Annotated in this window: 19 protein-coding genes; 11 read left to right on the top strand and 8 right to left on the bottom strand. The window is 71.5% G+C overall.

What is annotated here, in order from left to right; all coding sequences use genetic code 11:
- Nucleotides 1–40: 40 nt before the first annotated feature.
- From OHS59_RS16835 to OHS59_RS16825, 3 genes are read right to left on the bottom strand one after another with little or no spacing between them, the layout of a single operon-like run.
- Nucleotides 41–727, bottom strand: a complete 687-nt coding sequence (locus OHS59_RS16835) for a response regulator transcription factor (RefSeq protein ID WP_328494217.1) — start codon at nt 725–727, stop codon at nt 41–43.
- Nucleotides 724–1,965 carry a sensor histidine kinase gene (locus OHS59_RS16830; protein WP_328499233.1) on the bottom strand — a complete coding sequence of 414 codons (1,242 nt, stop codon included), beginning with the start codon at nt 1,963–1,965 and terminating at the stop codon, nt 724–726. Before OHS59_RS16830 ends, OHS59_RS16835 begins: the two co-directional genes overlap by 4 nt.
- A 5-nt stretch (nt 1,966–1,970) precedes the next feature.
- On the bottom strand, nt 1,971–2,807 hold the full coding sequence (locus OHS59_RS16825) for a CPBP family intramembrane glutamic endopeptidase (protein ID WP_328494216.1): 837 nt from the start codon (nt 2,805–2,807) through the stop codon (nt 1,971–1,973).
- 239 nt (nt 2,808–3,046) lie between these two features.
- Between OHS59_RS16825 and OHS59_RS16820 the strand changes: the two genes are divergently transcribed.
- From OHS59_RS16820 to OHS59_RS16810, 3 genes are all read left to right on the top strand, one after another.
- Nucleotides 3,047–3,655 carry a rhomboid family intramembrane serine protease gene (locus OHS59_RS16820; protein WP_328494215.1) on the top strand — a complete coding sequence of 203 codons (609 nt, stop codon included), beginning with the start codon at nt 3,047–3,049 and terminating at the stop codon, nt 3,653–3,655.
- 405 nt (nt 3,656–4,060) lie between these two features.
- Nucleotides 4,061–5,914 carry a helix-turn-helix transcriptional regulator gene (locus OHS59_RS16815; RefSeq protein ID WP_328494214.1) on the top strand — a complete coding sequence of 618 codons (1,854 nt, stop codon included), beginning with the start codon at nt 4,061–4,063 and terminating at the stop codon, nt 5,912–5,914.
- 95 nt (nt 5,915–6,009) lie between these two features.
- A complete protein-coding gene (locus OHS59_RS16810) occupies nt 6,010–8,229 on the top strand; it encodes a DEAD/DEAH box helicase (protein ID WP_328494213.1) in 2,220 nt (739 codons plus the stop codon).
- Nucleotides 8,230–8,384: 155 nt separating this feature from the next.
- Here the strand turns inward: OHS59_RS16810 and OHS59_RS16805 are convergent, their stop codons facing one another.
- On the bottom strand, nt 8,385–9,497 hold the full coding sequence (locus OHS59_RS16805; protein ID WP_328494212.1) for a threonine synthase: 1,113 nt from the start codon (nt 9,495–9,497) through the stop codon (nt 8,385–8,387).
- A gap of 317 nt (nt 9,498–9,814) precedes the next feature.
- Here OHS59_RS16805 and OHS59_RS16800 point away from each other — a divergent pair, with 317 nt between their 5' ends.
- From OHS59_RS16800 to OHS59_RS16770, 7 genes are all read left to right on the top strand, one after another.
- Entirely contained in the window at nt 9,815–11,386 is a 1,572-nt protein-coding gene (locus OHS59_RS16800) for a S8 family peptidase (RefSeq protein ID WP_328494211.1), read from the top strand.
- A gap of 336 nt (nt 11,387–11,722) precedes the next feature.
- Entirely contained in the window at nt 11,723–13,051 is a 1,329-nt protein-coding gene (locus OHS59_RS16795) for a DUF4190 domain-containing protein (protein WP_328494210.1), read from the top strand.
- A gap of 191 nt (nt 13,052–13,242) precedes the next feature.
- Nucleotides 13,243–13,995 (top strand): GntR family transcriptional regulator, encoded by a 753-nt coding sequence (locus OHS59_RS16790; protein ID WP_328494209.1) that lies wholly within the window; start codon nt 13,243–13,245, stop codon nt 13,993–13,995.
- A 295-nt stretch (nt 13,996–14,290) separates the two neighbouring features.
- Nucleotides 14,291–14,473: an SPOR domain-containing protein gene (locus tag OHS59_RS16785; protein ID WP_328494208.1), complete on the top strand. Its 183-nt coding sequence runs from the start codon at nt 14,291–14,293 to the stop codon at nt 14,471–14,473.
- Between the two features lie 92 nt (nt 14,474–14,565).
- On the top strand, nt 14,566–15,045 hold the full coding sequence (locus tag OHS59_RS16780) for a (deoxy)nucleoside triphosphate pyrophosphohydrolase (protein WP_328494207.1): 480 nt from the start codon (nt 14,566–14,568) through the stop codon (nt 15,043–15,045).
- A gap of 373 nt (nt 15,046–15,418) precedes the next feature.
- Nucleotides 15,419–15,817, top strand: coding sequence for an ATP-binding protein (locus tag OHS59_RS16775; protein ID WP_443061448.1), 399 nt, complete (start codon nt 15,419–15,421; stop codon nt 15,815–15,817).
- A gap of 273 nt (nt 15,818–16,090) precedes the next feature.
- The gene (locus OHS59_RS16770) at nt 16,091–18,787 is read left to right on the top strand and encodes a SpoIIE family protein phosphatase (protein WP_328494205.1); all 2,697 of its coding nucleotides are present in this window, start codon (nt 16,091–16,093) and stop codon (nt 18,785–18,787) included.
- Nucleotides 18,788–18,811: 24 nt separating this feature from the next.
- Here OHS59_RS16770 and OHS59_RS16765 read toward each other — a convergent pair whose 3' ends face one another.
- The 4 genes from OHS59_RS16765 to OHS59_RS16750 form a co-directional block, all read right to left on the bottom strand.
- Nucleotides 18,812–19,588 (bottom strand): succinate dehydrogenase/fumarate reductase iron-sulfur subunit, encoded by a 777-nt coding sequence (locus tag OHS59_RS16765; protein ID WP_328494204.1) that lies wholly within the window; start codon nt 19,586–19,588, stop codon nt 18,812–18,814.
- On the bottom strand, nt 19,585–21,531 hold the full coding sequence (locus tag OHS59_RS16760) for a fumarate reductase/succinate dehydrogenase flavoprotein subunit (RefSeq protein WP_328494203.1): 1,947 nt from the start codon (nt 21,529–21,531) through the stop codon (nt 19,585–19,587). The genes OHS59_RS16765 and OHS59_RS16760 overlap by 4 nt, the downstream gene beginning before the upstream one ends.
- Before the next feature lie 61 nt (nt 21,532–21,592).
- Entirely contained in the window at nt 21,593–22,414 is an 822-nt protein-coding gene (locus OHS59_RS16755; protein WP_328494202.1) for a hypothetical protein, read from the bottom strand.
- A 25-nt stretch (nt 22,415–22,439) separates the two neighbouring features.
- Nucleotides 22,440–22,730 carry a hypothetical protein gene (locus OHS59_RS16750; RefSeq protein WP_328494201.1) on the bottom strand — a complete coding sequence of 97 codons (291 nt, stop codon included), beginning with the start codon at nt 22,728–22,730 and terminating at the stop codon, nt 22,440–22,442.
- A 341-nt stretch (nt 22,731–23,071) separates the two neighbouring features.
- On the opposite strand from OHS59_RS16750, the gene OHS59_RS16745 reads away from it, so the two are divergent.
- Nucleotides 23,072–25,318 carry an ABC transporter family substrate-binding protein gene (locus OHS59_RS16745; protein ID WP_328494200.1) on the top strand — a complete coding sequence of 749 codons (2,247 nt, stop codon included), beginning with the start codon at nt 23,072–23,074 and terminating at the stop codon, nt 25,316–25,318.
- Nucleotides 25,319–25,337 lie beyond the last annotated feature (19 nt).

Raw genomic sequence — 25,337 nt, 5'->3', positions numbered from 1 at the left:
GCCCACGGAAGTCCGTGGGCGCCCCTCACGTCGTACGGCCTCAGGTCACCAGTCCCTGGCGGTACGCGTAGACGACCGCCTGGACCCGGTCGCGCAGGTTGAGCTTCGCGAGGATGCGGGAGACGAAGGTCTTGACCGTCTCCGGGCTGATCACGAGGGTCGCGGCGATCTCGCTGTTGGAGAGGCCGTTCGCGATGAGGCGCAGGACCTCCAGCTCGCGCGGTGTCAGCGGGACGTCCTGCGGAGCGCCGCTGTCGGCGGGGCGGATACGGGCCGCGTACCTGCCGACCAGCCGGCGGGTCACCTCGGGGTCCAGCAGGGCCGCGCCCGCGCCCACCGTCCTGATCCCGTGCAGGAGTTGGGCCGGGGGCGCGTCCTTGAGGAGGAAGCCGCTCGCCCCCGCGCGCAGCGCCTCGTACACGTACTCGTCCAGGTTGAACGTGGTCACCACGAGGACCTTGACGGGATGCGGCACCCCGGCGCCGGCCAGCAGGCGGGTGGCCTCGATGCCGTCGAGCACCGGCATGCGTACGTCCATCACCACGACGTCCGGGCGCACCCGGGCGGCGAGGTCGACCGCGGCCCGGCCGTCCCCGCATTCGCCCGCCACCTCCAGGTCGGGCTGGGCGTCGATGATCGTCACCAGGCCGGTGCGGATCAGTACCTGGTCGTCGCAGACCAGGACCCGGATCGGTGAGGTCGCGGGTGCCGTCACGGGTGCGGTCACGAAGGGCTCCCCGCGGGTATGCGCGCCCGTACGACGAAGCCGCCGGCCGGCCGCGGGCCCGCGCTGAAGTCGCCGCCCAGGACGTCGACCCGCTCGCGGAGACCGGCGAGTCCCCGCCCGCTCCCGCCGGGGGACCCGGCCCCCGAGCCGGCACCGTCCGTACCGACCTCCACGGTGATCTCCCTTTCGGTGTACCGCACCCGGACCGAGGTGCGGCTGCCGTGAGCGTATTTGAGTGCGTTGGTCAGGGCTTCCTGCACGACCCGGTACGCGACGAGTTCCGCGCTGCCGGTCGACTCCGCCGGGGTGCCCTCCTCGGTGAACTCCACCGGCTGCCCTGCCTGGCGCGTCCGCTCCACGAGCGTGAGCAGCCTGCCGACGGGCGGCGTCCTCGCCCCGGGGGCGTGACCGGCGCCCTGGCCGGCGCCGGTGCCTGTGCCTGTGCCGTGGTCGGGGTTGAGCAGGTCGAGCAGGTGCCGCAGATCGGTGATGGCCCGCCGCCCGGTGTCGGTGACGGCCGTCAGGGACTGGTCGAGGCGTTCCGGCGAGGCGGTGAGATAGCGCGCGGCCTCGGCCTGTACGACCATCGCCGTCACGTGATGGGTCACGACGTCGTGCAACTCGCGTGCGATGCGGGCGCGTTCGGTGGCGCGGGTGTCCTCGGCGATACGCAGCCGGTGTTCGGCGTTCGCGACCCGGGTGGAGTGCAGCCACGCCCCGAGCCCCCACGCCAGGACCAGCGCCAGATAGAACGTCACCAGCTCGCTCGGCGGCTCACCCGGCTCGCCCTGGACGACCCGGGAGAACGCGACCGCCAACGGCACGTACGCCACGGAGAAGACGACCGCGGCGGTACGCCGGTACCGTCGCAGGTGGGCCCCCGCGCTCAGCAGCGCGATCGGCAGCGCGGTGCCCGCGAACGCGTGGTAGCCGCGGAGCTGGTCCACGGCGAAGCCGGCCGACACCAGGGCGAGACAGACGACGGGCCACCGGCGGCGCACGGCGAGCGGCAGGCTTTCCAGGGCGACCGCCACCAGGGCCAGGCCGTCGAAGGGGCGGTTCGGCAGGCCGCCGATCTGCGTCCCGTGGAAGTCGGGCAGGAACGACAGCGCGAGACACAACAGCCCGAGCGGAAGATCCCGGGTCGTGACGTCGGCCCGGCGCCACCACTTCGGGGCCCGCCGCCACCGTTCCGGGGCCTGCCGCCACCACTGCGGGGCCCGCCGCAGGCTGATCATCCCGATCATCGGGGGAGTGTAGCGGTGGTGCCGGCCCGATCGGCGCGCCCGCCACGGGGCACCACATGGCCGCGCCGGCGGGCCAGCCACATGAAGGCGATCGTCGTCAGCACGCCGAACAGCACCGAGTACACGCTTCCCTCCGGGCCGAAGTCGCCGCCGGTGAGCGGCGACGGGCCCGACATCGAGGAGTCCAGCAGCCCCGGCGGGGTGTCGTTGCCCGAGACCTCGGTACTGAAGATGCCGGACGCGGCGAAGTTCCAGCCGAAGTGCAGGCCGATGGGCAGCCACAGGCTTCGGGTGGCGACGTACGCGGCGGTGAGCATGCCGCCCGCCTCGACGGCGATGGCGGCGGCGCCCCACACGGAGGCGTTCGGATTGAGCAGATGCGACAGGCCGAACAGCGTGCCGGTCAGCAGCAGCGCGATCCAGGTACCGGTGTGTTCCTCGGTGACACGGAACAGGACGCCGCGGAAGACCAGTTCCTCCGTCACCGCGGCGGCGGCCATGAAGCCGAGCAGACCCACCGCGCCCGTCACCGGGTGCAGGCCGTCGACCTCGTAGTACCCGGAGGTGAAGAGGTTCACGATGACTGCCCCGAACAGCGCGACGCCGATCAGTGTTCCGCGGCCCAGCGCGGCGGGGGCGCCCTCCAGGGCCAGTTCGGTGACCGGGCGCCGCTCGGTGCGCCCCACCACCCACCGGTAGACGAACACCGCGAGCACGGCCGCCGGTATCCCGATGGCCAGTTGGAGCCACGGTTCGCCCTTCGCCGCGGTGACTCCCTGACCGCCGATGAAAGCGACCGCCGCGACGGCCACGAGTTGCCGGACCAGCCTCATCAGAACTCCTACTCCAGGTCGCGGCCGGAGCGCCGCGGGCTGGGTAGAAAGCTATGGATCCGTGGACCGGGAATCGTCACCGCTCGGTGGACACCTGCGCGTAGCTCGGACGGGGGACAGCCGCGCGCGACCGGGGCCGAGGGGCACCGCGGGCGGGAACCGGGGGGAGCCTCCCGCGCGTTGAGCGGTACACAGCGGTACCCGACGCGTGGGCGCCCAAGGGCCGTCAGGAGGTCTTCATGGCGTACGGACCGCACGGTGTGAGCCTGCCCGCCCCGGTGTCGCGCGGTGAGCGGGCCAAGAGCGCGGCCCTGCTGACGGGCGGCTGGGTCGCCCTGCTGTGGGTGCTTGAGGGCATCGACGCGGTGACCGGCCACGCCCTGGACACCTTCGGCATCACCCCGCGAGAGTTCGGCGAGCTGCGTGACATCGTGCCCGCCGCCTTCCTGCACTTCGGCTTCGACCATCTCGCGGCGAACAGCCTGCCGCTGCTCGTCCTCGGCTTCCTCACCGCGCTGTCCGGCACCCGCCGCTTCCTCGCCGTCGTCACCGTGACGGTCCTCGTCAGCGGCCTGGGCGTCTGGCTCACCGCGCCCGAACACTCCCTGACCGCGGGCGCCTCCGGTGTCGTGTTCGGTCTCTTCGGCTACCTGCTGGTCCGCGGCTTCGTGGACCGCCGCATCGGTGACGTGGTCGTGGGACTGCTCGTCGGCGCGGTGTACGGCTCGATCCTGTGGGGCGTACTGCCGACGGCGACCGGGGTCAGCTGGCAGGGACATCTCTTCGGGCTGCTGGGCGGAGTGGTCGCGGCCTTCGCGTTCCGACGGCCGCGCGGCGCCCGTATCTAGGACCCGCGAGTCTAGGACCCGCGAGGACGGCGTACGAGCGCTGGTCCGGAGCGCCCCCCGTGCGCCCCGGACCGAATGCCCCGCCCCCGCTTCGCCCCAGGTCGGACAGGGCGCCGCCGACGAGCCTCTTCCCCCAAAGAGCGCTCGCCGGCGACGATCTCGTGCGGCCCGTCCGGATGGGCCGCACCTGTGCGGGTCACCGGCACCGTTCGACAGGGCCGGGCCGACACCGTGCGGGCACGCTGGTGCCGCCGGTGGCCGGTGCTCCTGTCTGCCGGTGACCAAGCCCTTGCTCCCGATAAGCTCCGCACGGACAGGTTCGTTCGTTTTCGCGGCTGTGTGGAGTGGCCGGCTGTTGCCAGCGCGTATTTGGCAACACGAGGCGGACGGCGGGCTGTTGGGGGGATGACCATCGAAGACAACGCCTTGGGTGCCGAGCTGCGCCGCCGCCGGGTTGCAGCAGGGCTTTCGCTCAGCGAACTGGCCCACAAGGTGCACTGCAGCCGCAGCTTCCTGAGCCGGGTCGAGACCGGTCAGCGACGGGCGTCCGTCGAGCTGGCACAGCTGTGCGACCAGGTGCTGGACGCCAAGGGGACGTTGAAGGGCCTGGTTCCGCCCAGCCTCGACCCCTTACCGAGGCCCTTACCGGGGCGGGCCGGGCCCGGCGGACGAGCGGCCGGAGCGGCCCGGGCAGGCGACGGGCTCAAGGCCGGCACCCGGCGCCACCACGAGTTCGAGCGGCTCCTCAGACGCGGCGACCTGAGCCACACCACGGGCGACATGCGGGAGGCCGACCGCCTCTACCGGGCCGCGCTGCACGGCGCCGCAGGCAATCCGCGGGCCCAGGCCGAGGCCGTGATCAGGATGGCCCGCCGCTGGTCGGACCCCGGGCAGGTCGACCACGAACTGCTGCATCTGATCAGGAACAACCTCGCCGAGTTACAGGGCGACGGCGGAGCGGAGGCGACCGGCCTGCGGCTGCGCCTCACCGCACACCTGGCGAAGAAGGTGTCCATGGCGGTCAGCGAGGACACCGCGGCCGGCCGGGTGGGCCCCGAGGAAGGGGCCAGGCTGGCCGACGACACACTGAGCCGATTATCGGCGGACGGCCGGGACGACGAGGTGCGCTGCGAAGTGCTCACCGAATGCCGCTGGGCGAGATACGACTTCACCCCGGCCGCCGACGCCCTGACCCTGTCCCAGAAACTGCACGACGCGGCGGTCCGGCTCGACTCCCCGTACTTCCGCGGCGAGGCGCTCATGGCCCTCGTCATCGACCAGTTGCGCACCGGCAGGGTCTACAGCGCACTGGCCACCGCGAGCCAGTACCGCAAGTACGCGGCCGACACCCACAGTGTCCTCGCCACCTGGCAGCGGCACACCCTGGACGCCCTGCTCGACCTGTGGCACGGCAGGTTCGACGGAGCGGCGGACTGGATCCTCGTCGAGTCGTCCAGATACATCGAGGGCCTGCACGCCGATCTCGCGGTACCCGCCGACACCCTGCGCCAGACCCGCCTCGGCCAGGCCTTCTGGCTGCTGCGCGAACAGGGCCGGATGGCGGAGCTGTTCACCTCGGACCTGGCCGAGGACGTCGAACGGCACGCCTACTTCCCCATCTGGCGGGCGGGCCTCGCGCTCGCCCTCTGCGAGACGGGGCAGCACGCCGAGGGCGCCGACCTGCTGGCGGGCTTCGCCGCCGACACCGTCGCCTTCAGCCGTTTCCCGCCGTCCGGCTGGGCGGTCCCCACCCTCGTCGTACTCGCCGAGGTCTGCGCGGCCCTGGACGTCCAGGGGGGTTACGAGGCCCGGCTGAGGGAGCTTCTGCCGGGGCTCCGCGAGCGGCTGGCACCGCACGACGGGCAGCAGATCGCGCTCGCCGGCTGGCCCACCGTGCTGGTCGGCTCGACCGCGCGGGCCCGCGGTCTGCTGGCCCTGGCCGCGGGGGAGCCGGAGACCGCCCTCGGCCACTTCCGGCAGGCCGCCGTACCGGCCCGCTCGTCGCAGCCGGAACTCGCCCGCCTCCGGCTGGCCCAGGCCCGCGCCCTGCGCCGGCTCGGCCGTCCCGGCGACGAGGCCCAGGCACGGCACCTCCTGCGGGAGGCGCTGCGCAGCGCACGGGCCTACGGCATGGCGGGCCTCGCGGCACAGTGCGCGCCGCTCCTGGCGAACACCGACGAGGACGCGGGTCAGAACACCGGCCGGAACGCCGACGAGAACACCAGCGGGAACACCGGCGGGGACACCGGCCGGGACTGAGCGCGCGTCCACGGTCCGGCCCCGGTGTCGGACCCCCGTGCAAGGATGACCGCTCGATCGGGGTCCGTGGGTTCTGCGGGGGTATGAGGGGCGTCATGGCGGAGGGCGAGAGGGCGGTCGGCAGCCCCGTGACGGCGGGGCGCAAGGCGCGGGAGGTCGTCGCGCGGGGCGAGCGGCTGGGCGGGCTCGCGCGCAACGTGCTCGCCGACCACGTCAGGGCGGTCGATCAGGTACGGGCCGCCCTCGCGCCGCTCCTCGCCGAACTGGTCGCCCAGGAACTGGAAGGCATTCCCGTCGCCCGGCTCAAGGACGTCACCGAGGGACGGCTGCGGCTCGGAGCCCTGGAGAGCGCCGGATTCGGCAGCGTGCGGCCGGTGTTCGAGGCGAGCCGTTACGAGCTGCGGCAGATCCCGGGAGTCGGGGCGCAGACCGCCGACCAGGCCCTCGCGGCGGCCCGGCAGATCGCCCGCGCGCTGGAAGAGACCGTGTCCGTACGGATCGACATCGACCGCCCGGAGCCGCGGACCACCGCCCTGGTCATCGCGCTGCGGCGGATCGTCGAGGCGGGGCCCGACCTGCGCCGGGCCGTGGACGCCGCCACCGAGCTGCGGCGGAAGCTCGCGGGACTCCTCCCGGTGGCGCGGCCGGCCGGCGGGCGACTGCGGATGGCCCTCGTGGGCAGGGCCGGGCGCGAGAGCGCGCTCGCGGCGGTGGGCGAACTGCGCTCGCTCGTGGCCGACGCCGTCTCCAAGAACGTACCGATGCTGCTCAGTCAGGCCTCCACCGACCTGCTGCGGGAGTCCGCGTCCGACGCCGAGGCGTGGGTGGACTTCGAGCTGCGGTCCGCGGAGTACTACAGCCAGCTCGCCGAGATCGCCGGCAGCACGCCCGACGTCGAGGCGTCCGAGGGCTTCCTGCCGGCGGAGGTCGCCGACCGGGTGCACGCGCAGGGGCTCGACGACACCCACCGCCGGGTTTCGCTGCGCGGCTACCAGTCCTTCGGCGCGCGGTTCGCGCTCGCCCAGCGCCGGGTGGTCCTCGGCGACGAGATGGGGCTCGGCAAGACGATCCAGGCCATCGCGGTACTCGCGCACCTCGCCGCCGACGGGCACCGCCACTTCCTGGTGGTGTGCCCGGCGAGCGTACTGATCAACTGGACGCGGGAGATCGGCTCCCGCAGCACCCTGCGCGCGGTGCCCGTGCACGGCCCCGACCGGCTGGACGCGTACGCCGAGTGGCGTGAGCACGGGGGTGTCGCGGTCACCACCTTCGACGTCCTCCACAGCCTGCCGGACCCCAAGAAGGCCGAGAAGAACCCGCTGGACGCGCCCGCCGCGCTCGTCGTCGACGAGGCCCACTACGTCAAGAACCCCGAGGCCCGCCGCTCCCGTGCCGTCGCGCGCTGGACGAACCGCTGCGAGCGCGTCCTGTTCCTCACGGGCACGCCCATGGAGAACCGCGTCGAGGAGTTCCGTACGCTCGTCCGCTATCTCCAGCCCGACCTGGTGCCGAAGATCCAGGGCAGCGACGCCGTCGCGGGCCCGCACACCTTCCGCAGGTCCGTCGCCCCCGCCTACCTGCGGCGCAACCAGCAGGACGTGCTCACCGAACTGCCCGCCCTGGTCCAGGTCGACGAGTGGGAGGAGTTCGGCGCAGCCGACCAGGACGCCTACCGGGAGGCGGTCGCCGCGGGGAACTTCATGGCGATGCGCAGGGCCGCGTACGTGCACGCGGAGAAGTCGGCGAAGCTGCAGCGGCTGCGGGAGCTGGTGACCGAGGCCGCCGCGAACGAGCTGAAGGTCGTCGTCTTCTCGTACTTCCGTGACGTGCTCGCCACCGTGCACCACGCTCTGGGCGATGTGGTGCTGGGGCCGCTGGCCGGTGGGGTGCCGGCCGTGCGGCGGCAGCAGCTCGTCGACGAGTTCGCCGCCGCGGCGGGGCACTCGGTGCTGCTCTGTCAGATCGAGGCGGGCGGGGTCGGGCTCAATCTGCAGGCGGCGTCCGTGGTGATCCTGTGCGAGCCGCAGGTCAAGCCGACGCTTGAGCATCAGGCTGTCGCGCGGGCCCATCGGATGGGGCAGGTACGGTCGGTTCAGGTGCACCGGTTGCTGGCGGCGGACAGTGTGGACGATCGGCTGCTGCGGATTCTTGAGAGCAAGGCGCGGCTCTTCGACGCGTATGCGCGGCGCAGTGATGTGGCTGAGGCCACGCCTGACGCGGTTGATGTCTCCGACGGGGCGATCGCCCGGCGGATCGTGGAGGAGGAGCAGGAGCGGTTGGCTTTGACGGGCCGCGTGGTTCCTGGCGGGCCTTAAGGATTGCGCCGTTCCCCGCGCCCCTGAAGGCCGAAAGGCGGAAGGCCGCGTCGTTCGCCGCGGCCCCAGGAGCCAGAGGTAAAAGCCGAAGGATTGCGCCGTTCCCCGCGCCCCTGAAAGCCGAAAGCCGAAAGACTGCGCCGTTCCCCGCGCCCCTAGTGGTGGGGGGTTGCCGGGCCTGATTTCAGGCCTGCGCCGCATAGGGGGATTACTGCTGTGCGGGGGCCCAGGGCGCCGTCTCGGACCGCTGCCCAGCAGGCGACGCCCGTCGACTCCACGTACAGGCCCTGGGAGGCCAGGTCGGTCTGGGCGTGGCGGATCTGGTCCTCCGTCACGGTGAGGAACGCGCCGCCCGACTCGCGTACCGCCCGCAGGATCTGGCGTGCCCTCGGCGGGTGGGGGATCGCGATGCCCTCGGCGAACGTGGGGGCCGCCGGGGTGACCCCCACCAGATCGTCCGCGCCGTCCTGCCAGGCACGGGCGAGCGGGGCGACCGCGGCGGACTGGACCGCGTACAGCGCGGGTCGGCGGTCGATCAGGCCCGCCGCGTGCAGCTCGGCGACGGCGAGTGCCGCGCCGAGCAGGAGCGTGCCGTTCCCGACGGGCACGACCAGCACCTCGGGGAGCCGTCCGCCGAGCTCCTCCCACACCTCGTGGACGTACGTCTTCGTACCGTGCAGGAAGTACGGGTTGAAGACGTGCGAGGCGTAGAACGTGCCCTCCTCGTCCGCCGCCTTCCTGGCCGCCCACGCGGTCGCCTCCCGGTCGCCCGGGACCACCTCAAGACGGGCCCCGTGCGCGCCGATCTGCTCCAGCTTCTTGGCGGACGTGCCCTCGGGGACGTACACCGTGCACGACAGCCGGGCCCGGGCGCAGTACGCGGCGACGGCCGTGCCCGCGTTGCCGCTGCTGTCCGCGACGACCCGTCGGGGCCGCAGCCGCAGGGCCAGCTCGGCGAGCACGACGGCCCCGCGGTCCTTGAAGGAGAGCGTCGGCATGAGGAAGTCCAGTTTGGCCGAAACGCCCTCCCGGAGCGGGACCAGCGGGGTGCGGCCCTCGCCCAGCGACACCGAGGGCGCCGACAGCGGCAGGCACTCCGTGTAACGCCAGAGCGAATTCACCCTCCCGGTGAGGGACTTGAGGGTCGCGGGCGTCGGCGCGAAGTCCAGGTCGAGGGGGCCGCGGCAGACCGGGCAGCACCACGCGAGCGAGTCCGTGGGGACGCGCGTGCCGTCCACCGGGCAGAAACAATCCGGCAAGGGAGTCATCTGCGCAGGTTAGGACAGGTCCCGGGCACCTCGGCCGGTGACGGGCTGTCATGACTGGCATATGGCAGCTGTGTTGCGTCCGTGCAGGACTCTTGTGCATTTCCTGTGCGAGCCGCAATCTTTCGGCTGGGCGCACGGTTCGGTGCGCCGAACGAGCCGGAGTGAACCTGCCTCCGGTGTGCCTGTGCGACCCGCACCACCTCGTGAGTGCACGACCGCACCACCGTGTGTGCCTCATCCGCACCGTCTCCACCAGCGCACCGTCCGCGCACGTCACCGCACCACCCGCGCACCATCGATCGAGGAGGATCCCTCAGATGGCAGTGATGCGTCATGCCCGGCGAAGACTTGCCGGTATCGGTCTCGGCTCCGCGGCTCTCGTCGCCGGCCTGGTCACCGCGCTCCCGGCCCAGGCCCACGCCGCGGGCCCCGAAGGCCGGATCCAGTACGCGGGCGCGCCCGGCGCGATCGCCAACAGCTACATCGTGACCCTCCACGCGGACGCCGCGAAGGCCGGTTCGGCGGAGGGCAGGGCCCTGGCCGCGGAGTACGGCGCCACCGTCGAGCGCACGTACAAGAAGGCCCTGAACGGTTACGCCGTCGAGGCGAGCGCGGCCGAGGCGAAGCGGTTCGCCGCCGACCCGGCCGTCGACTCCGTCGTCCAGAACCGCGTCTTCTCGATCGAGACGACCCAGCCCAACCCGCCCTCCTGGGGCCTGGACCGCATCGACCAGGCGGCCCTCCCGCTGAACCAGAGCTACACCTACGACGACACCGCGGGTGAGGGCGTCACCGCCTACATCATCGACACCGGCGTCCGCATCACCCACACCGACTTCGGCGGCCGGGCCTCCTACGGCTACGACGCCGTCGACAACGACAACACCGCCCAGGACGGCCACGGCCACGGCACGCACGTCGCCGGCACGGTCGGCGGCACGTCGTACGGCGTCGCCAAGAAGGCGAGGATCGTCGGCGTCCGCGTCCTCAACAACTCGGGCTCCGGGACCACCGCCCAGGTCGTCGCGGGCATCGACTGGGTGACGGGCAACGCCGTCAAGCCGGCCGTCGCCAACATGAGCCTCGGCGGCACCGCCGACACCGCGATCGACACCGCCGTACGCAACTCCATAGCCTCCGGCGTCACCTACGCCGTCGCGGCCGGCAACGAGAGCACCAACGCCTCGACCCGCTCACCCGCCCGGGTCACCGAGGCCATCACCGTCGGCGCCACCACCAGCACCGACGCCAAGGCCAGCTACTCCAACTACGGCACCGTCCTCGACCTCTTCGCCCCCGGCTCGTCCATCACCTCCTCATGGGGTACGGGCGACAGCGCGACCAACACCATCTCCGGTACGTCGATGGCGACCCCGCATGTCGCCGGGGCCGCCGCCCTCTATCTGGCGGACAACCCCACCGCCGCCCCGGCCGCCGTCCAGAGCGCGCTGGTCGCCGCCGCCACCACCGGGGTCGTCACCAGCCCCGGCACCGGTTCGCCGAACCGGCTGCTGCGCGTCGGCGGTGGTACGACGCCGCCGCCCGGCTCGTACTTCGAGAACACGGCGGACTACGCCATCGCCGACAACTCCACCGCGAACTCGCCCGTCACGGTGAGCGGGGTCACCGGGAACGCGCCCGCTGCGCTCAGCGTGCCGGTGAACATCGTCCACACGTACATCGGTGACCTCCAGGTGCAGTTGGTCGCTCCCGACGGGACGGCGTACACGCTGAAGGCGTACGGGGCCGGTGGGTCCACGGACAACATCAGCACCACGTACACGGTGAACGCGTCGTCCGAGGTCGCGAACGGGACGTGGACGTTGCGGGTGAGCGACAACGCGTCGCTCGACACCGGATACATCAACTCGTGGGGCCTGCAGTTCTGACCTGAGGCCCCCTGACCCCCTCGCCCCCGCGGTACGGCCCGCCGCGGGGACGAGGGTTTTTCCTCGCCCCCGCCGCCCCTACCCGTTCCCGTCCCGCACGGGGGCTGCGCCCCCTCGCCCCCGGTATCGCGCTGACGCGCTCGTCCTCAAACGCCGGACGGGCTGAAGATTCGCGGGCGGGCTGAGAGATGTCCGCCGGTCCGGCGACATCCTTCAGCCCGTCCGGCGTTTGAGGACCGGGGGTTCGGGGGCGGCGCCCCCGAGTCGGTGACGGGACGGGTAGGGGCGGCGGGGGCGGAGAAAGGCTGTTCCGCCCCCGTCCACACCGCGCTTAACATGCGCTTTGTCGCACGCCAGTTCCACACCACCACCACGCACCACAACACGCACCACACCACCACGCACCACACCACCCGGACGAGGAGCACCGTACAAGTGGAGATACCCCCGCCCCCCGGGCCCCAGCAGCCACAGGGCCCGGGCCCAGGCCCGTACGGTGCGTACCCCGGCCAGGGACAAGCCCCGGCCCCGGGCCCGTACGGATACCAGCCCTGGGGGCACGGCTACTCCCCGTACAACCGCCCCGCCCCCATCAACGGCTTCGCCATCTCCGCCTTGGTCCTCGGCATCCTCTGCTTCCTGCCCCTGATAGGCCTGATCCTCGGATCCGTAGCGCTGGTGCAGATCAAGAAGAAGGGCGAACGCGGCAAGGGCATGGCCGTCGCAGGGATGATCCTGTCCGGTGTCGGCGCCGCGCTCCTCACACTCGCGCTGGCCACCGGCGGCGCGGCCGGGTTCTGGGAGGGCTTCAAGGAGGGCGCGCGGGACGCGGGCGGCAGCGGCGCCGCCTTCTCCCTGGACAAGGGCCAGTGCTTCGACACGCCGGGCGGCTCCCTGGAGGGCATGGCCTACGACGTGGACACGGTGCCCTGCGAGGACGAGCACGACGGCGAGGTCTACGCGAACTTCGAGATGGCGGACGGCGGTTACCCGGGCGACGACGCCGTCACCGAGGCCGCCGACGACAAGTGCTACTCGCTCCAGTACGCCTACGCGATGGACTCCTGGGCCATCCCGGACGACGTCGACATCTACTACTTCACGCCCACGAGCGGCAGTTGGGGTTTCGGGGACCGCGAGATCAGCTGTGTGTTCGGCAACGTGGACGAGAAGGGCAGTCTCACCGGCTCCCTGCGCCAGGACTCGACGACCCTCGACGCCCACCAGCTCACCTATCTGAAGGCGGCCCGGATCCTCAACGAGGCGATGGACGCGGCGCCCGAGGAGGAGTACGTCGAGGACGACCTGCCCGGTCACAAGGCGTGGGCGACCAGGGTCTCGGGTGCGATCACCGAGCAGGTCGGCATGCTCCGCGGCCACGAGTGGCCCGCCGACGCCGAGGAGCCGGTCGCCACGCTCGTCAGGCATCTGGAGTCCGCGAAGAAGGAGTGGGCCGACGCGGCGAAGACCTCCGACGCGGACACCTTCTACGAGCACTACGGCACGGCACTGGACCTCACCGACGCGAAGAAGACGGTCACCGCGCGCAAGGCCCTGGGGCTTGAGTCGACCCCGCCGCCCGAGTACGAGGACGGCACCGGTGAGGACGCCGGTACAGGGGGCGGTACGGGAGACGGTTCGGGAGGGGGCGGCGCGGAGGTGTGAAGCCACCCGCAGTAGGGGAGAAAGTGCCTGCGTAACGCCCCGAGGGCTCACCCGGCGGCCCTCGCGACGGCTTCCGACGGTTTCCCGGCGCTCTTCCGTCATCACATCGAGTGATTCTTTGGCCTTCACTTGCCTGGCACAACCCACGGTTGCCACCCTGTTGCTGTCTGTACAACCTGAGGGAGTGGCCAGTGACATTCGGTGAGCAGCCGGCGTATCTGCGCGTCGCAGGCGATCTTCGCAAGAAGATCGTCGACGGATCGCTGCCACCGCACACCCGACTCCCCTCCCAGGCGAGAATCCGCGAGGAGTACGGGGTCTCGGACACGGTCGCCCTGGAGGCCCGCAAGGTGCTGATGGCCGAGGGGCTGGTCGAAGGCCGGTCCGGGTCGGGCACGTATGTGCGCGAGCGCCCGGTGCCCCGCCGTGTCGCCCGCTCCGGATACCGGTCGGACAACGGCTCGACCCCGTTCCGCCAGGAGCAGGCCGACCCGGCCGCGCGCGGTACGTGGGAGTCGCACAGCGCGCAGGCGGAGGCGAGCGGTGCCGTCGCCGAGCGGCTCGGCATCCAGGCCGGTGAGCGGGTGATGTGCACCAAGTACGTCTTCCGGGACGCGGGCGAGGCGATGATGCTCTCCACCTCCTGGGAGCCCCTCGTCGTCACGGGCCGCACTCCGGTGATGCTCCCCGAGGAGGGCCCCCTCGGCGGGATGGGAGTGGTCGAGCGGATGGCCGCCATCGACGTGGTCGTGGACAACGTCACGGAGGAGGTGGGCGCCCGGCCCGGTCTCGCCGAGGAGCTGTCGGCGCTCGGGGGAGTGCCGGGCCATGTCGTGCTCGTCATCCAGCGCACGTACTACGCGTCGGGCCGGCCGGTGGAGACGGCGGACGTCGTCGTGCCGGCGGACCGGTACCGGATCGCGTACCACCTGCCGGTGAGGTAGGGCCCGCCCGGCGGTGGGCCCGTGCCGGTGGATTCCGGTCGTTCTCGTGACACCGCCGGGACCGGTCTCCGGCCTGCTGACAGGACCCTCACGGGGTGCCGACGGGGCGTCAGAGGGCGTATCCAGGAGGATGCGCCCTCCGAGCCCTGGCCGGTTGCTTACCTAGCGCATACCTCTTTGTGAAAAGCCGTATTCGCTGCGTGAAGGTTAGGCGTAGGCTCGGGCATATGCGGATTGCGGTTTCCTTATCGGACGGGGTCGGGCGCGAACCGGGGGCGGGGAGTGGAGGGGCGCGATGAACGACGGCACGATCACACTGCCCTGGCTCGTCATACGGCAGGACGACAACGGCAACCGCTATCGCATCGGCAGGTACGCGACCAGGGCCGAGGCCCAGAAGATCGCGGACAGCCTCGACGGCCGCGGACACAAGCAGTTGTACTTGGTCGAGCGGATCGCGCAGAACGGCGCCAGGTGACTGCCGACCGTCAGGTGACTGCCGACCGCCAGGTGACCGCCGCCCCGTGATCGGCGCGGGAGGGTTCCTGCGGCTCCCGTAGGCTCCGGCGCATGACCGAACGGATCGTCGTGGTGGGGGCCGCCGTGCTGAGCGGCGGGCGCCTTCTCGCCGCGCGGCGCAGTGCGCCCGTGGAGCTGGCCGGGCGCTGGGAACTGCCCGGGGGGAAGGTCGAGTCCGGGGAGGGTCCCGAGCAGGCCCTGGTGCGGGAGCTCCGTGAGGAGCTGGGGGTCGAGGCCGAGCCGGTGGAGCGGGTGCCGGGGGAGTTCGCCCTTCGGGCGCCGTACGTCCTGCGCGTCTGGACCGTCCGGCTGCTGCCCGGGTCGCCTGCGCCGGCAGCCCTTCAGGACCATGACGAGCTGCGCTGGCTGTCCGCCGACGAGCTCTGGGACGTCGACTGGCTGGACCAGGACGTACCCGCGGTGCGCGAAGTCGCGCGAGGCGTGTGGGGTGTTTCCCCCGCCGCCCCTACCTGCCTCGGGGGCCAGCCCCCGAACCCCCGGTCCTCAAACGCCGGACGGGCTGTCTCCTAGCCCGTCCGGCGTTTGAGTTTGAGGACGAGCGCGTCAGCGCGATACGGGGCGAGGGGGCGCAGCCCCCATGCGGTAACGATGGGGGAGGGTAGGGGCGGCGGGGGCGGAAAAAGGCCCCGCCGCAAAACACGCACTCCACAACAGGTGTGACCATCGCAACTTCGTGCACTCAAGTCTGCAGGGGTGCGATACGCGCACCGTACGTGGGACGCTCCCCCTCGCGGGGCGCGTGTGGAGAGTGATGCGAGCCCGGAGTACGCCGTTCGTGCCACAGCACGCCCGCACCCACGGTACTTCGCCCAGGATATCGGGTATGTGCCCATTAACCCCATGAAACCGGACATGGTCCGCTTCAGGCCTGGGAGTGAGCTGCGTGATTCACACCGAGGGCGATGTCGCCGAGTGGACCTTCCCTGCGGAGCCGGGCGCCGTCAGGACCGCGCGCGCCGTCGTCCGGGGCCAACTGCGCGCCTGGGGACTCGATCTCCTGAGTGATGTGACGGTGCTGCTGGTCAGCGAGCTGGTGACCAATTCCCTGCGGCACGCGACCGGTCCCATCGGTGTACGCCTCATACGCCCCTCGGCTCACTTCGACGCCCTGCTGGTGGAGGTCTCCGACCCGCTGCCCGACCCGCCCAGGGAGCGCGCCGCCCAGCCCGACGACGAGACCGGCCGCGGGCTCCAGCTGGTGGCGAACTCCTCGCGCCGCTGGGGTACCAGACCAGGTGAAACGGGCAAGACGGTCTGGTTCGAGCTGGCCGTTCCCAGCTGATCGGCGGCCGATCGACGACTGATCGGCGGCCTGCCGGGAGGGGGCCGCGAGCGGTCGGGTCCGTCTCGCGTGCAGAGACGGACCGGGACGGTGGTTCGACGGGGTGCCACGTGGTTAGAAGACTGGGAGTGTTTGTCGCAGCCGGGCCTAAAAGCATCGGGACCGTGCTGTGATCGTGAACACCGTGTTGTGCGGCTCCGTAGTGCTGGATACTGCGGGCAGCCGCTGTCGGTGACCGGTGCCGGGCGCGGTGAGCTGGAGGGGACGGTTCGCGTGAGCGAGATACCAGCGAAGGCCACGGAGTCCGAGGACCCGTCGGGCGGCGCGATGGCTGATGCGACGACAGGCGATGACGCGACGCCCGCGGCGGACAGCGCGGCGGCGGGCGCGGCATCGGACGGAACGCGGGACGGATCGTCGGACGGAGCGCGGGGCGGACCGTCGGACGGAGCGCCGGGCGACGTGCCCGGTGAGGTCGTGTGGCAGAGCAGCCCGCCCGGATCGATCTACGACTACATCAAGGTCGCCTCGTTCTCGATCGGCCCCGACGGCCTCGTCGACCAGTGGAGCCTGCGCGCCGAGCAGCTCTTCGGCATCCCGACCGACCGCGCCGTGGGCATGGACCCCATCGAGGCCTTCGTCGCCGAGGACCGGCGCGACTTCGGCCAGCGGAAGATGGCGGAGGTCCTCGACGGCAGGGAGTGGACCGGTGTCGTCCCCTTCCGGCTGCCCGACCCCGAGGGCAGCGGCCGGATCATCGAGGGACTCGCCGAGGTCTACGTCATGCCGACGCGGACCGAGGAGGGCGAACGGGCCGCCGTGTGCATCGTCGTGGACGTACGCACGCTCCGCAGCATCGAAACGGACCTCGCCGCCTCACAGGCCATTTTCGGTCAATCTCCCTTCGGCTTCCTCCTGATCGACCCGGACCTGCGGATTCGCCGCGCCAACCAGCGGTTCGCCTCGATCTTCGGCGGCACCGTCGACGACCACCGCGGACGCACGGTCAAGGACTATCTGTCGCCGGGCGAGACCGATCGCGTGTCGGCGATACTGCGCCGGGTCCTGGAGACGGGCGACTCCGTCACCGAGATGCTGGTCACCGGCACCGTGCCCGGCTCCACCGAGCGCCGCCACTGGTCCATCAACCTCTACCGCGTGCACGGCGGTTCGGGCCGTCCGATCGGCATCGCCTGGCTGGGTACGGACATCACCGCGCGCCGCGCCGCCGCCCGGGAGGCCGCGCAGGCCCGGCGCAATCTCGCCCTCCTGAACGAGGCGGGAGCGCGTATAGGGAATTCGCTCGACCTGGAGACCACGGCCCGCGAACTTCTCGACGTGGCCGTCCCCGGCTTCTGCGACCTGGCCTCCGTCGACCTCTACCAAGGTCTGCTCGCCGGTGACGAGACCCCGCCCGGCCTCGCGGACGGGAGCGCCGAACTGCGCCGGGTGGCGTACGCGAGCGCCGTGTCCGACGCGCCCTTCATCGGCGGCCGCAAGCCCGTCAGCGTCGGCGCGGTCCATCGCTTCTCCTTCAACTCCTCCTGCGCGGACGCCCTGCGCACCGCCAAGCCGCAGTTCGTCGCCGCCGAGGAGGGCGGGCTGATCCAGTCCACGCTCGCGGTGCCGATGGTCGCCCACGACACGGTCGTCGGCATCGTCCAGTTCTCCCGTACGAAGGGCAGCGAGCCCTTCGGGGAACGCGACCGGGCCCTGGCGGTCGAGCTGGCCGCCCGCGCCGCCGTCTGTATGGACAACGCGCGCCTGTACCGCCGCGAGCACGAACGCGCCCTGATCCTCCAACGCTCCCTGCTGCCGCCCGGCGACCCCGAGGCCTCCGGCCTGGACATCGCCTGCCGCTACCTGCCCGGCAACGCGGCCACGGAGGTCGGCGGCGACTGGTTCGACGTCATCGAACTGCCCGGTCACCGCACGGCGTTGGTCGTCGGTGACGTGATGGGGCGCGGCCTGCGGGCGGCCGTCGCGATGGGTGAACTGCGCACGGCCGTACGCACGCTGGCACTGCTCGATCTCGAACCGGCGGAGGTGCTCTCCGCGTTGGACGAGATCGCCCGCGGCCTGGGCACGCCCGGCGGCACCCAGCAGTCTACGCGCGGTGCCCGCCAGTCCCGCGACGCCGACCTTTCCGAGGTGTACCTCGCCACCTGCGTGTACGCGGTCTACGACTCCGTGACCCGCCGCTGTACGTTCGCCAACGCCGGCCATCTCCCGCCGGTCCTGGTCGAACCGGGCGAGAGCGCGCTCATGCTCGACGTACCGCCGGGCATGCCTCTGGGCGTCGGCGGTGAGCCCTTCGAGGAGGTGGAGGTCGAACTCCCCGAGGGCGCCCTCCTGGCGCTCTACACGGACGGGCTCGTCGAATCCCGCGACCACCCCCTGGACGAGGGCCTGCAGGCCTTCGTGGGCGCCCTGACCGACCCCTCGGCCCCGCTGGAGGACGTCTGCGACCACGTCCTCAACACCCTCGACACCCATCACGGCGAGGACGACATCGCCCTGCTGATGGCCCGGGTCCAGGGGCTGCCCGCCGAGTCGGTGGGCGACTGGACGCTGCCGCGTGAGCCGAGAAGCGTGGGCCGCGCACGGGAGTTCGCCCGCAACCAACTGGTCGGCTGGGACCTGGAGCCGCTCGTCGACACGGCCGAACTGCTCGTCAGCGAACTCGTCACCAACGCCCTGCGCTACGGCGAGGGCGAGATCCGCCTGCGTCTCCTCCTGGACCGCACGCTGGTCTGCGAGGTCTGGGACGCCGGCCTCGTCCAGCCGCGCCGCCGCCGGGCCCGCGACACGGACGAGGGCGGCCGTGGACTCCAGCTGGTGGGCCTCCTCAGCGCCGCCTGGGGCTCGCGCCGCACACCCCGGGGCAAGACGGTGTGGTTCGAACTGCCCCTGCCCAACGGCGGAGCGGGCCTCGCGGACCCGGCGGAGGCCCTGCTGAGCCTGTTCTGACCCGCCGGGCCGCGCCCCGGCGGGTCACTCGCCCGAAGAACGCCTCATGATCTTCGAACCCAGCCAGACCAGCGGGTCGTACTTGCGGTCGACCGCGCGTTCCTTCAGGGGGATCAGCGCGTTGTCCGTGATCTTGATGCCCTCGGGGCAGACCTCGGTGCAGCACTTGGTGATGTTGCAGTAGCCGAGGCCGTGCTCGTCCTGGGCGGTCTTCTTTCGGTCGAGGCCGCTCTCGTCGGCCGCGTCCAGCGGATGCATGTCCAGCTCGGCCACCCGCATCAGGAAGCGCGGACCGGCGAACGCGGTCTTGTTCTCCTCGTGGTCGCGCACCACATGGCAGGTGTCCTGGCACAGGAAGCACTCGATGCACTTGCGGAACTCCTGCGACCGGTCCACGTCCTCCTGCATCATCCGGTACTCACCGGCGCCGAGGCCCTCCGGCGGCACGAACGCGGGCACCTCCCGCGCCTTCGTGTAGTTGAAGCCGACGTCGGTGACGAGGTCGCGGATCACGGGGAACGCCCGCAGGGGAGTGACGGTGATCGTCTCCTCCCGGGTGAACACCGACATCCGGGTCATGCACAGCAGCCGCGGCCGGCCGTTGATCTCCGCCGAACACGAACCGCACTTGCCCGCCTTGCAGTTCCAGCGCACGGCGAGGTCCGGGGCCTGGGTCGCCTGGATCCGGTGGATGATGTCGAGGACCACCTCGCCGTCGTTCACCTCGACCCCGAAGTCCTCCAGGCCGCCGCCCTCGACGTCCCCGCGCCACACCTTGAAGCGGGCCTCATAGCTGCTCACTCGTAGAGCTCCTCTTCGGCGAGGTACTTGACCAGCTCTTCCTTCTCGAAGAGAGCGAGCAGGTCGGGTCGGATGGGTTCGGTGGTCTCCCGGACGAGGTCGATCTGGCCGTGCACCGGGTCGGTCGCCGCCAGGCCGCCGGTCGGATCGGTCAGTTGGCAGAGCAGGTTGACGCGCCGCCACTGCCGGTCCATCGCCGGGTGGTCCTCCCGGGTGTGGCCGCCGCGCGACTCGGTGCGCTCCAGCGCGGCCCGTGCCACGCATTCGCTGACGAGCAGCATGTTCCGCAGGTCCAGCGCGAGGTGCCAGCCCGGGTTGAACTGCCGGTGCCCCTCGACCCCGGCCCGCCTGGCCCGTACCCGCAGGTCCGCGAGTTTCTCCAGGGCCGCCTCCATCTCCGCCTCCCGGCGGATGATGCCGACGAGGTCGTTCATCGTCTGCTGGAGCTCCTGATGGAGGGTGTACGGGTTCTCCGCCGGCCGGCCGTCCTCCACCTCGCCGGGCGCGGGCCCCTCGGCGGAGAAGGGCCGCAGTGCCTCCGCGGCGGCGGCGTCGACCTCGGCGTCGTCCACGAGAGGACGTACCCCGGCGAGGCCGGTGGCGTACTCAGCGGCGTGCAGTCCGGCCCGCCGCCCGAACACCAGCAGGTCGGAGAGCGAGTTCCCGCCGAGCCGGTTGGAGCCGTGCATGCCGCCCGCGACCTCACCGGCCGCGAAAAGGCCGGGCACCCCGCGGGCCGCCGCGGTGTCCGACTCGACCGCGATCCCGCCCATCACGTAGTGACAGGTCGGCCCGACCTCCATCGCCTCGGCGGTGATGTCGACGTCCGCGAGTTCCTTGAACTGGTGGTACATGGACGGCAGCCGGCGCCGGATCACCTCGGCGGGCATCCGGGTCGAGACATCGAGGAAGACACCGCCGTGGGGCGAGCCGCGGCCCGCCTTCACCTCGGAGTTGATGGCCCGTGCCACCTCGTCGCGGGGGAGCAGTTCGGGCGGGCGCCGGTTGTGGTCCGGGTCCTCGTACCAGCGGTCGCCCTCCTCCTCGGACTGCGCGTACTTCTCCTTGAACACGTCCGGGATGTACTCGAACATGAACCGCTTGCCCTCGGAGTTCCTGAGCACCCCGCCGTCCCCGCGCACCGACTCCGTGACGAGGATCCCCTTCACGGACGGCGGCCAGACCATGCCCGTCGGATGGAACTGCACGAACTCCATGTTCAGCAGCGGCGCCCCGGCGAGCAGCGCCAGCGCGTGCCCGTCGCCGGTGTACTCCCACGAGTTCGACGTCACCTTGAAGGACTTGCCGATGCCGCCGGTGGCGACCACGACCGAGGGCGCGTCGAGGACGAAGAAGCGGCCGGACTCCCGCGCGTAGCAGAAGGCCCCGGAGACCCGGCTGCCCTCCTTGAGGATCCGGGTGACCGTGCACTCCTGGTAGACCTTCAGGCGCGACTCGTAGTCGCCGGTCTCCTTGAAGTCCTCCTGCTGGAGCGACACGATCTTCTGCTGGAGCGTGCGGATCAGCTCCAGGCCCGTACGGTCGCCGACGTGTGCGAGCCGCGGGTACTCGTGCCCGCCGAAGTTGCGCTGGGAGATGCGCCCGTCCGCCGTACGGTCGAAGAGGGCGCCCCAGGTCTCCAGCTCCCACACGCGGTCGGGGGCCTCCTGGGCGTGCAGCTCGGCCATCCGCCACTGGTTGAGGAACTTGCCCCCGCGCATGGTGTCGCGGAAGTGGACCTGCCAGTTGTCGCCGGAGTTCACGTTGCCCATGGCCGCCGCGATGCCGCCCTCGGCCATCACGGTGTGGGCCTTGCCGAACAGCGACTTGCAGATGACGGCCGTACGCGCGCCGCGTTCCCGCGCCGCGATCGCCGCGCGCAGGCCGGCTCCTCCGGCACCGACCACGACGACGTCCCACTCCTGCCGGTCGACCACGGACATCAGATGCACCTTTTATCTGTCGGAGTTGTCTGAGTTATCTGAGGGAGGAGGGCCGGATCGTCTAGAAGAAGGTCGGATCGTCGAAGACGCCGGACGCGACCAGGTACACGTAGAAGTCGGCGAGTGCCACGCTCACCAGGGACGCCCAGGCGAGCTGCATGTGACGGGCGTTCAGCCGGCCGACCAGCTGCCAGGTCCGGTAGCGCACGGGGTGCTTGGAGAAGTGCTTGAGCTTGCCGCCCACGATGTGCCGGCAGGAGTGGCAGGAGAAGGTGTACGCCCAGATCAGCACGATGTTGACGAGGAACACGAGGGTGCCGAGCCCCATGTGGCCCCACTCGTAGTCCTCGTTGCGGAAGGCGAGGACCGTGTCGTACGTGAGGATCCCGGCGACCGGCACCGCCGCGTAGAAGAAGTAGCGGTGGATGTTCTGCAGGATCAGCGGGAAGCGCGTCTCACCGGAGTACTTCTTGTGCGGCTCGGCGACCGCGCAGGCCGGCGGCGAGGCCCAGAAGCCCCGGTAGTAGGCCTTGCGGTAGTAGTAGCAGGTCAGCCGGAAGCCGAGCGGGAAGATCAGCACGAGCAGGGCGGGGGACAGGCCCCACCAGCTGCCGAAGATCTCCCAGTTGGGCCCGTTCCTCATCGGCTCGCAGTTCTCCGCCAGACACGGGGAGTAGAACGGCGAGACGTACGGGGCCACGTAGTAGTCGCTGTTCGAGAACGCCCGCCAGGTCGAGTAGACGACGAAGGCCAGCAGCCCGGCCGCGGTCGCGGCGGGCGCCAGCCACCAGCGGTCGGTCCGCAGATGCGGGGCGGTGATCGCGGCGCGCGTACGGTTCCGTACGCCGCCGCTCTTCAGATGGGGTTCCGTACCAGTGGCCAAGGAGAGCTCCGGTCGGGGATCGGGATCAGGGTGCGTGGCGGTCGCGGGCGCCGAGACCCTCGTCGTCGGAGTCCGTCCACAGGGTCGTGTCGTACGGGGTGTCGGGGATGGAGACGAGGTCGGGGCGCTTCGGCTTGGCGAGGCCGGGCGCGGCCTCGCGCAGCAGTGCCACGCTCTCGCGCAGGTGATCGGCGTCGGTACGCACTCTGCGCATCTCCAGGCCGCCGCCACTCAGCTGCTGTTCCAGGCGCTTCACCGACCTCACCAGGTCGTCGAGGCAGCGCTGGACTGACGTCAGGTCGTCGTGCACGGACATGACTTGCCCTCACTTCCGCGGACCCATCGGCCCAAGGCGGCAACGTTCATGCGCCTGCGAGTGTCGCGCGTCACACCAGCTGGTGGGAAGGGACGTGCATGGATTGGGGAGATCCGGCAGAAGCCCGCCAGGGGGCGTGCGGGTGCGGCGGCACTCCGGCGCGTGGGCCCGGGGCATTGCGCCGCACGGGTGGGCTTCCCCGCGCCCGCCGCCGTGTCGCCGCCCGGTGCCGGAACCTTTCCTCTTCAGTGGCCGCATAGATCTGATCAACTCCAAATACCGCCAAACGTGATCAGACCATCCGTGTTCACCCGTGGAGCGGCCCCCCGGAGGTACCAGTCATGTCCCACGACGGCGTCGGACTGCGCGCGGTGACGCGCTCGGTAGCGTTCCTCACGGCGGGCGTCCTCGCGGTGCCCGCTCTCGCGGGGTGCAGTGAGCAGGACGCGGCCGGCAAGCCCGCCGCCGGCCAGGACATCGCGTCCGCGAAGCGCGACCTGGTCGCCGACGGCGGCACCGTGCACTGGGCCGTGGACAACGTCCCGGAGACCCTGAACACCTTCCAGGCGGACGCGGACGCCGCCACCTCCCGGGTCGCCGGCGCCGTACTGCCCGCCCTGTACCGGCTCGACGCGAACGGCCGGCCGCAGCGCAACCCCGACTACCTGGAGTCGGCGAAGGTCGTCGAGCGCGAGCCCCGGCAGGTCGTGCTCTACAAGCTCGACCAGCAGGCCGTCTGGAGCGACGGCCGCGAGATCGGCGCCGCGGACTTCACCGCCCAGTGGCGGGCCCTGTCCGGCAAGGACACCGCGTACTGGACCGCCCGCAACGCCGGCTACGACCGCATCGAGAAGATCGAACGCGGTGCGAACGACCTGGAGGTGCGGGTCACCTTCAAGAAGCCGTACGCGGACTGGCAGTCGCTGTTCTCGCCGCTGTACCCGAAGGACGTCATGGGTACCCCGGACGCCTTCAACGACAGCGCCCGCCGCAGGCTGAAGGTCACCGCGGGGCCCTTCGCCATCGACACGGTCGACCGCAGGTCGGGCGACGTCACCCTCAAGCGCAACCCCCGCTGGTGGGGCCGCCCCGCCAAGCTCTCCGAGCTGGTCCTGCGCGCCGTGCCCCGGGAGAAACGTGCCGCCGCACTCGCCGCCGGCCGGCTCGACCTGGCCGAGATCGACGCGGCCGAGGCCCACCGCATCACCACCGCCGGCCGGGAGGGGAAGGCGGCCGAGGGCGCTCCGCTCGCCCAGGGCCCCGGCGCCGCCCTCACACCGGGCAGGGCACTGCGCTCCTGGGCGATCGCGCACGGCTCCGACGAGGAGGCGGCCGACGAGGAGACCACGGCCCGCAGGAAGCGTGCCAAGGCGGCCCTGAAGTACGCGGGCCAGCAGTCCTCCCTGCGCGGATTCACGGTCCGCAAGTCCCTCGAACCAGCCTTCACCCAGCTCGCGTTGAACGGCTCGGAGGGCCCTCTCGCCGACGAACGGGTCCGCCGGGCGGTGGCCCGCGCCCTCGACCGGGATGAGCTCGCCAAGGCCGTGCTGGAGCCCCTGGGACTGCCCGCCGAGCCGGTCGGCAGCCATCTCGCGCTCGCCGGACAGCGCGCGTACGCCGACAACAGCGGAGCGCTCGGCGGCCAGGACACCGCGGAGGCGCAGGCCCTGCTCTCCGACGCCGGGTGGGTGGTGGGCGGCCCCCTCAAGGAGGAGAAGAAGCCCAAGAAGGCGGCCGGTGCCGAGGCCTCCGGGGCAGCCAAGGGCTCGAAGGCGTCGAAGGGCTCCAAGGACGCCAAGGACGCCAAGGACGCCAAGGACTCGGACGACGGGGACGGCTCCGGGGACGACGGCACGTACATCGTCGGCGGGACGGACGACAAGCCCGCGGACGGCGAGAGTCCCACCGTGCTCGCGCCCGGGAAGCGGGACGGGGCGAGCCGGGCGGAGAAGCACCTCGCCCAGGACGGGAAGCAGCAGCTCAGGCCCGGGGGCGCCCCGGGTGCGTACGCGCCGAGGGGTACCCGCGCCCCGGGGAGTGCCGCGGCGGGGCCGCTCGCCAAGAACGGCAAGCCGCTGTCGCTGCGCTTCGTGCTCCCGTCGGGCCCGGGATCCCAGTCGCTGCGGGCGGTCGGGGACCGGATCGCCCGGATGCTGGACCGCGTCGGCATCCGCACGGAGATCTCCAAGGTCGCCGACGACAGCTACTTCAAGGACCACATCGCCTCGGGCCAGTACGACCTGGCGCTCTACTCCTGGCCCGCGTCCGCGTTCCCCGCGACCGACGCCCGCCCCATCTACGCCAAGCCGGTCCCGGCGGCGGACGGCTCCCTGAACGTCGAGCAGAACTTCACCAGGGTCGGCACCGACCAGGTGGACCAGCTGTTCGACCAGGCCGTCGCCGAACTCGACGCGGACGAGTCCCGCTCGCTGGTCCGCAAGGCCGACGCCCGCATCTGGGCCGCGGCGGGCTCGATCCCCCTCTACCAGCGCCCCCAGCTCACAGCGGCCCGTAACGGTCTGGCCAACGCAGGCGCCTTCGGTTTCCAGACCCCCTTCTACGAGGACATGGGTTTCCTGAAGAAATAACAAAACCGCAGGTGACAGA

This window comes from Streptomyces sp. NBC_00414 (assembly GCF_036038375.1).
Taxonomy (GTDB): Bacteria; Actinomycetota; Actinomycetes; order Streptomycetales; family Streptomycetaceae; genus Streptomyces.
This window is presented reverse-complemented; position numbering and strand designations above follow the sequence as displayed.

What these genes read in the sequence shown, in the direction of transcription:
- OHS59_RS16830 (WP_328499233.1), bottom strand. Translation starts at nt 1,965, where the DNA reads ATGATCAGCCTGCGGCGGGCCCCGCAGTGGTGGCGGCAGGCCCCGGAA.
- OHS59_RS16825 (WP_328494216.1), bottom strand. Translation starts at nt 2,807, where the DNA reads ATGAGGCTGGTCCGGCAACTCGTGGCCGTCGCGGCGGTCGCTTTCATC.
- OHS59_RS16820 (WP_328494215.1), top strand. Translation starts at nt 3,047, where the DNA reads ATGGCGTACGGACCGCACGGTGTGAGCCTGCCCGCCCCGGTGTCGCGC.
- OHS59_RS16815 (WP_328494214.1), top strand. Translation starts at nt 4,061, where the DNA reads ATGACCATCGAAGACAACGCCTTGGGTGCCGAGCTGCGCCGCCGCCGG.
- OHS59_RS16810 (WP_328494213.1), top strand. Translation starts at nt 6,010, where the DNA reads ATGGCGGAGGGCGAGAGGGCGGTCGGCAGCCCCGTGACGGCGGGGCGC.
- OHS59_RS16805 (WP_328494212.1), bottom strand. Translation starts at nt 9,497, where the DNA reads ATGACTCCCTTGCCGGATTGTTTCTGCCCGGTGGACGGCACGCGCGTC.
- OHS59_RS16800 (WP_328494211.1), top strand. Translation starts at nt 9,815, where the DNA reads ATGGCAGTGATGCGTCATGCCCGGCGAAGACTTGCCGGTATCGGTCTC.
- OHS59_RS16795 (WP_328494210.1), top strand. Translation starts at nt 11,723, where the DNA reads ATGCGCTTTGTCGCACGCCAGTTCCACACCACCACCACGCACCACAAC.
- OHS59_RS16785 (WP_328494208.1), top strand. Translation starts at nt 14,291, where the DNA reads ATGAACGACGGCACGATCACACTGCCCTGGCTCGTCATACGGCAGGAC.
- OHS59_RS16780 (WP_328494207.1), top strand. Translation starts at nt 14,566, where the DNA reads ATGACCGAACGGATCGTCGTGGTGGGGGCCGCCGTGCTGAGCGGCGGG.
- OHS59_RS16760 (WP_328494203.1), bottom strand. Translation starts at nt 21,531, where the DNA reads ATGTCCGTGGTCGACCGGCAGGAGTGGGACGTCGTCGTGGTCGGTGCC.
- OHS59_RS16750 (WP_328494201.1), bottom strand. Translation starts at nt 22,730, where the DNA reads ATGTCCGTGCACGACGACCTGACGTCAGTCCAGCGCTGCCTCGACGAC.
- OHS59_RS16745 (WP_328494200.1), top strand. Translation starts at nt 23,072, where the DNA reads ATGTCCCACGACGGCGTCGGACTGCGCGCGGTGACGCGCTCGGTAGCG.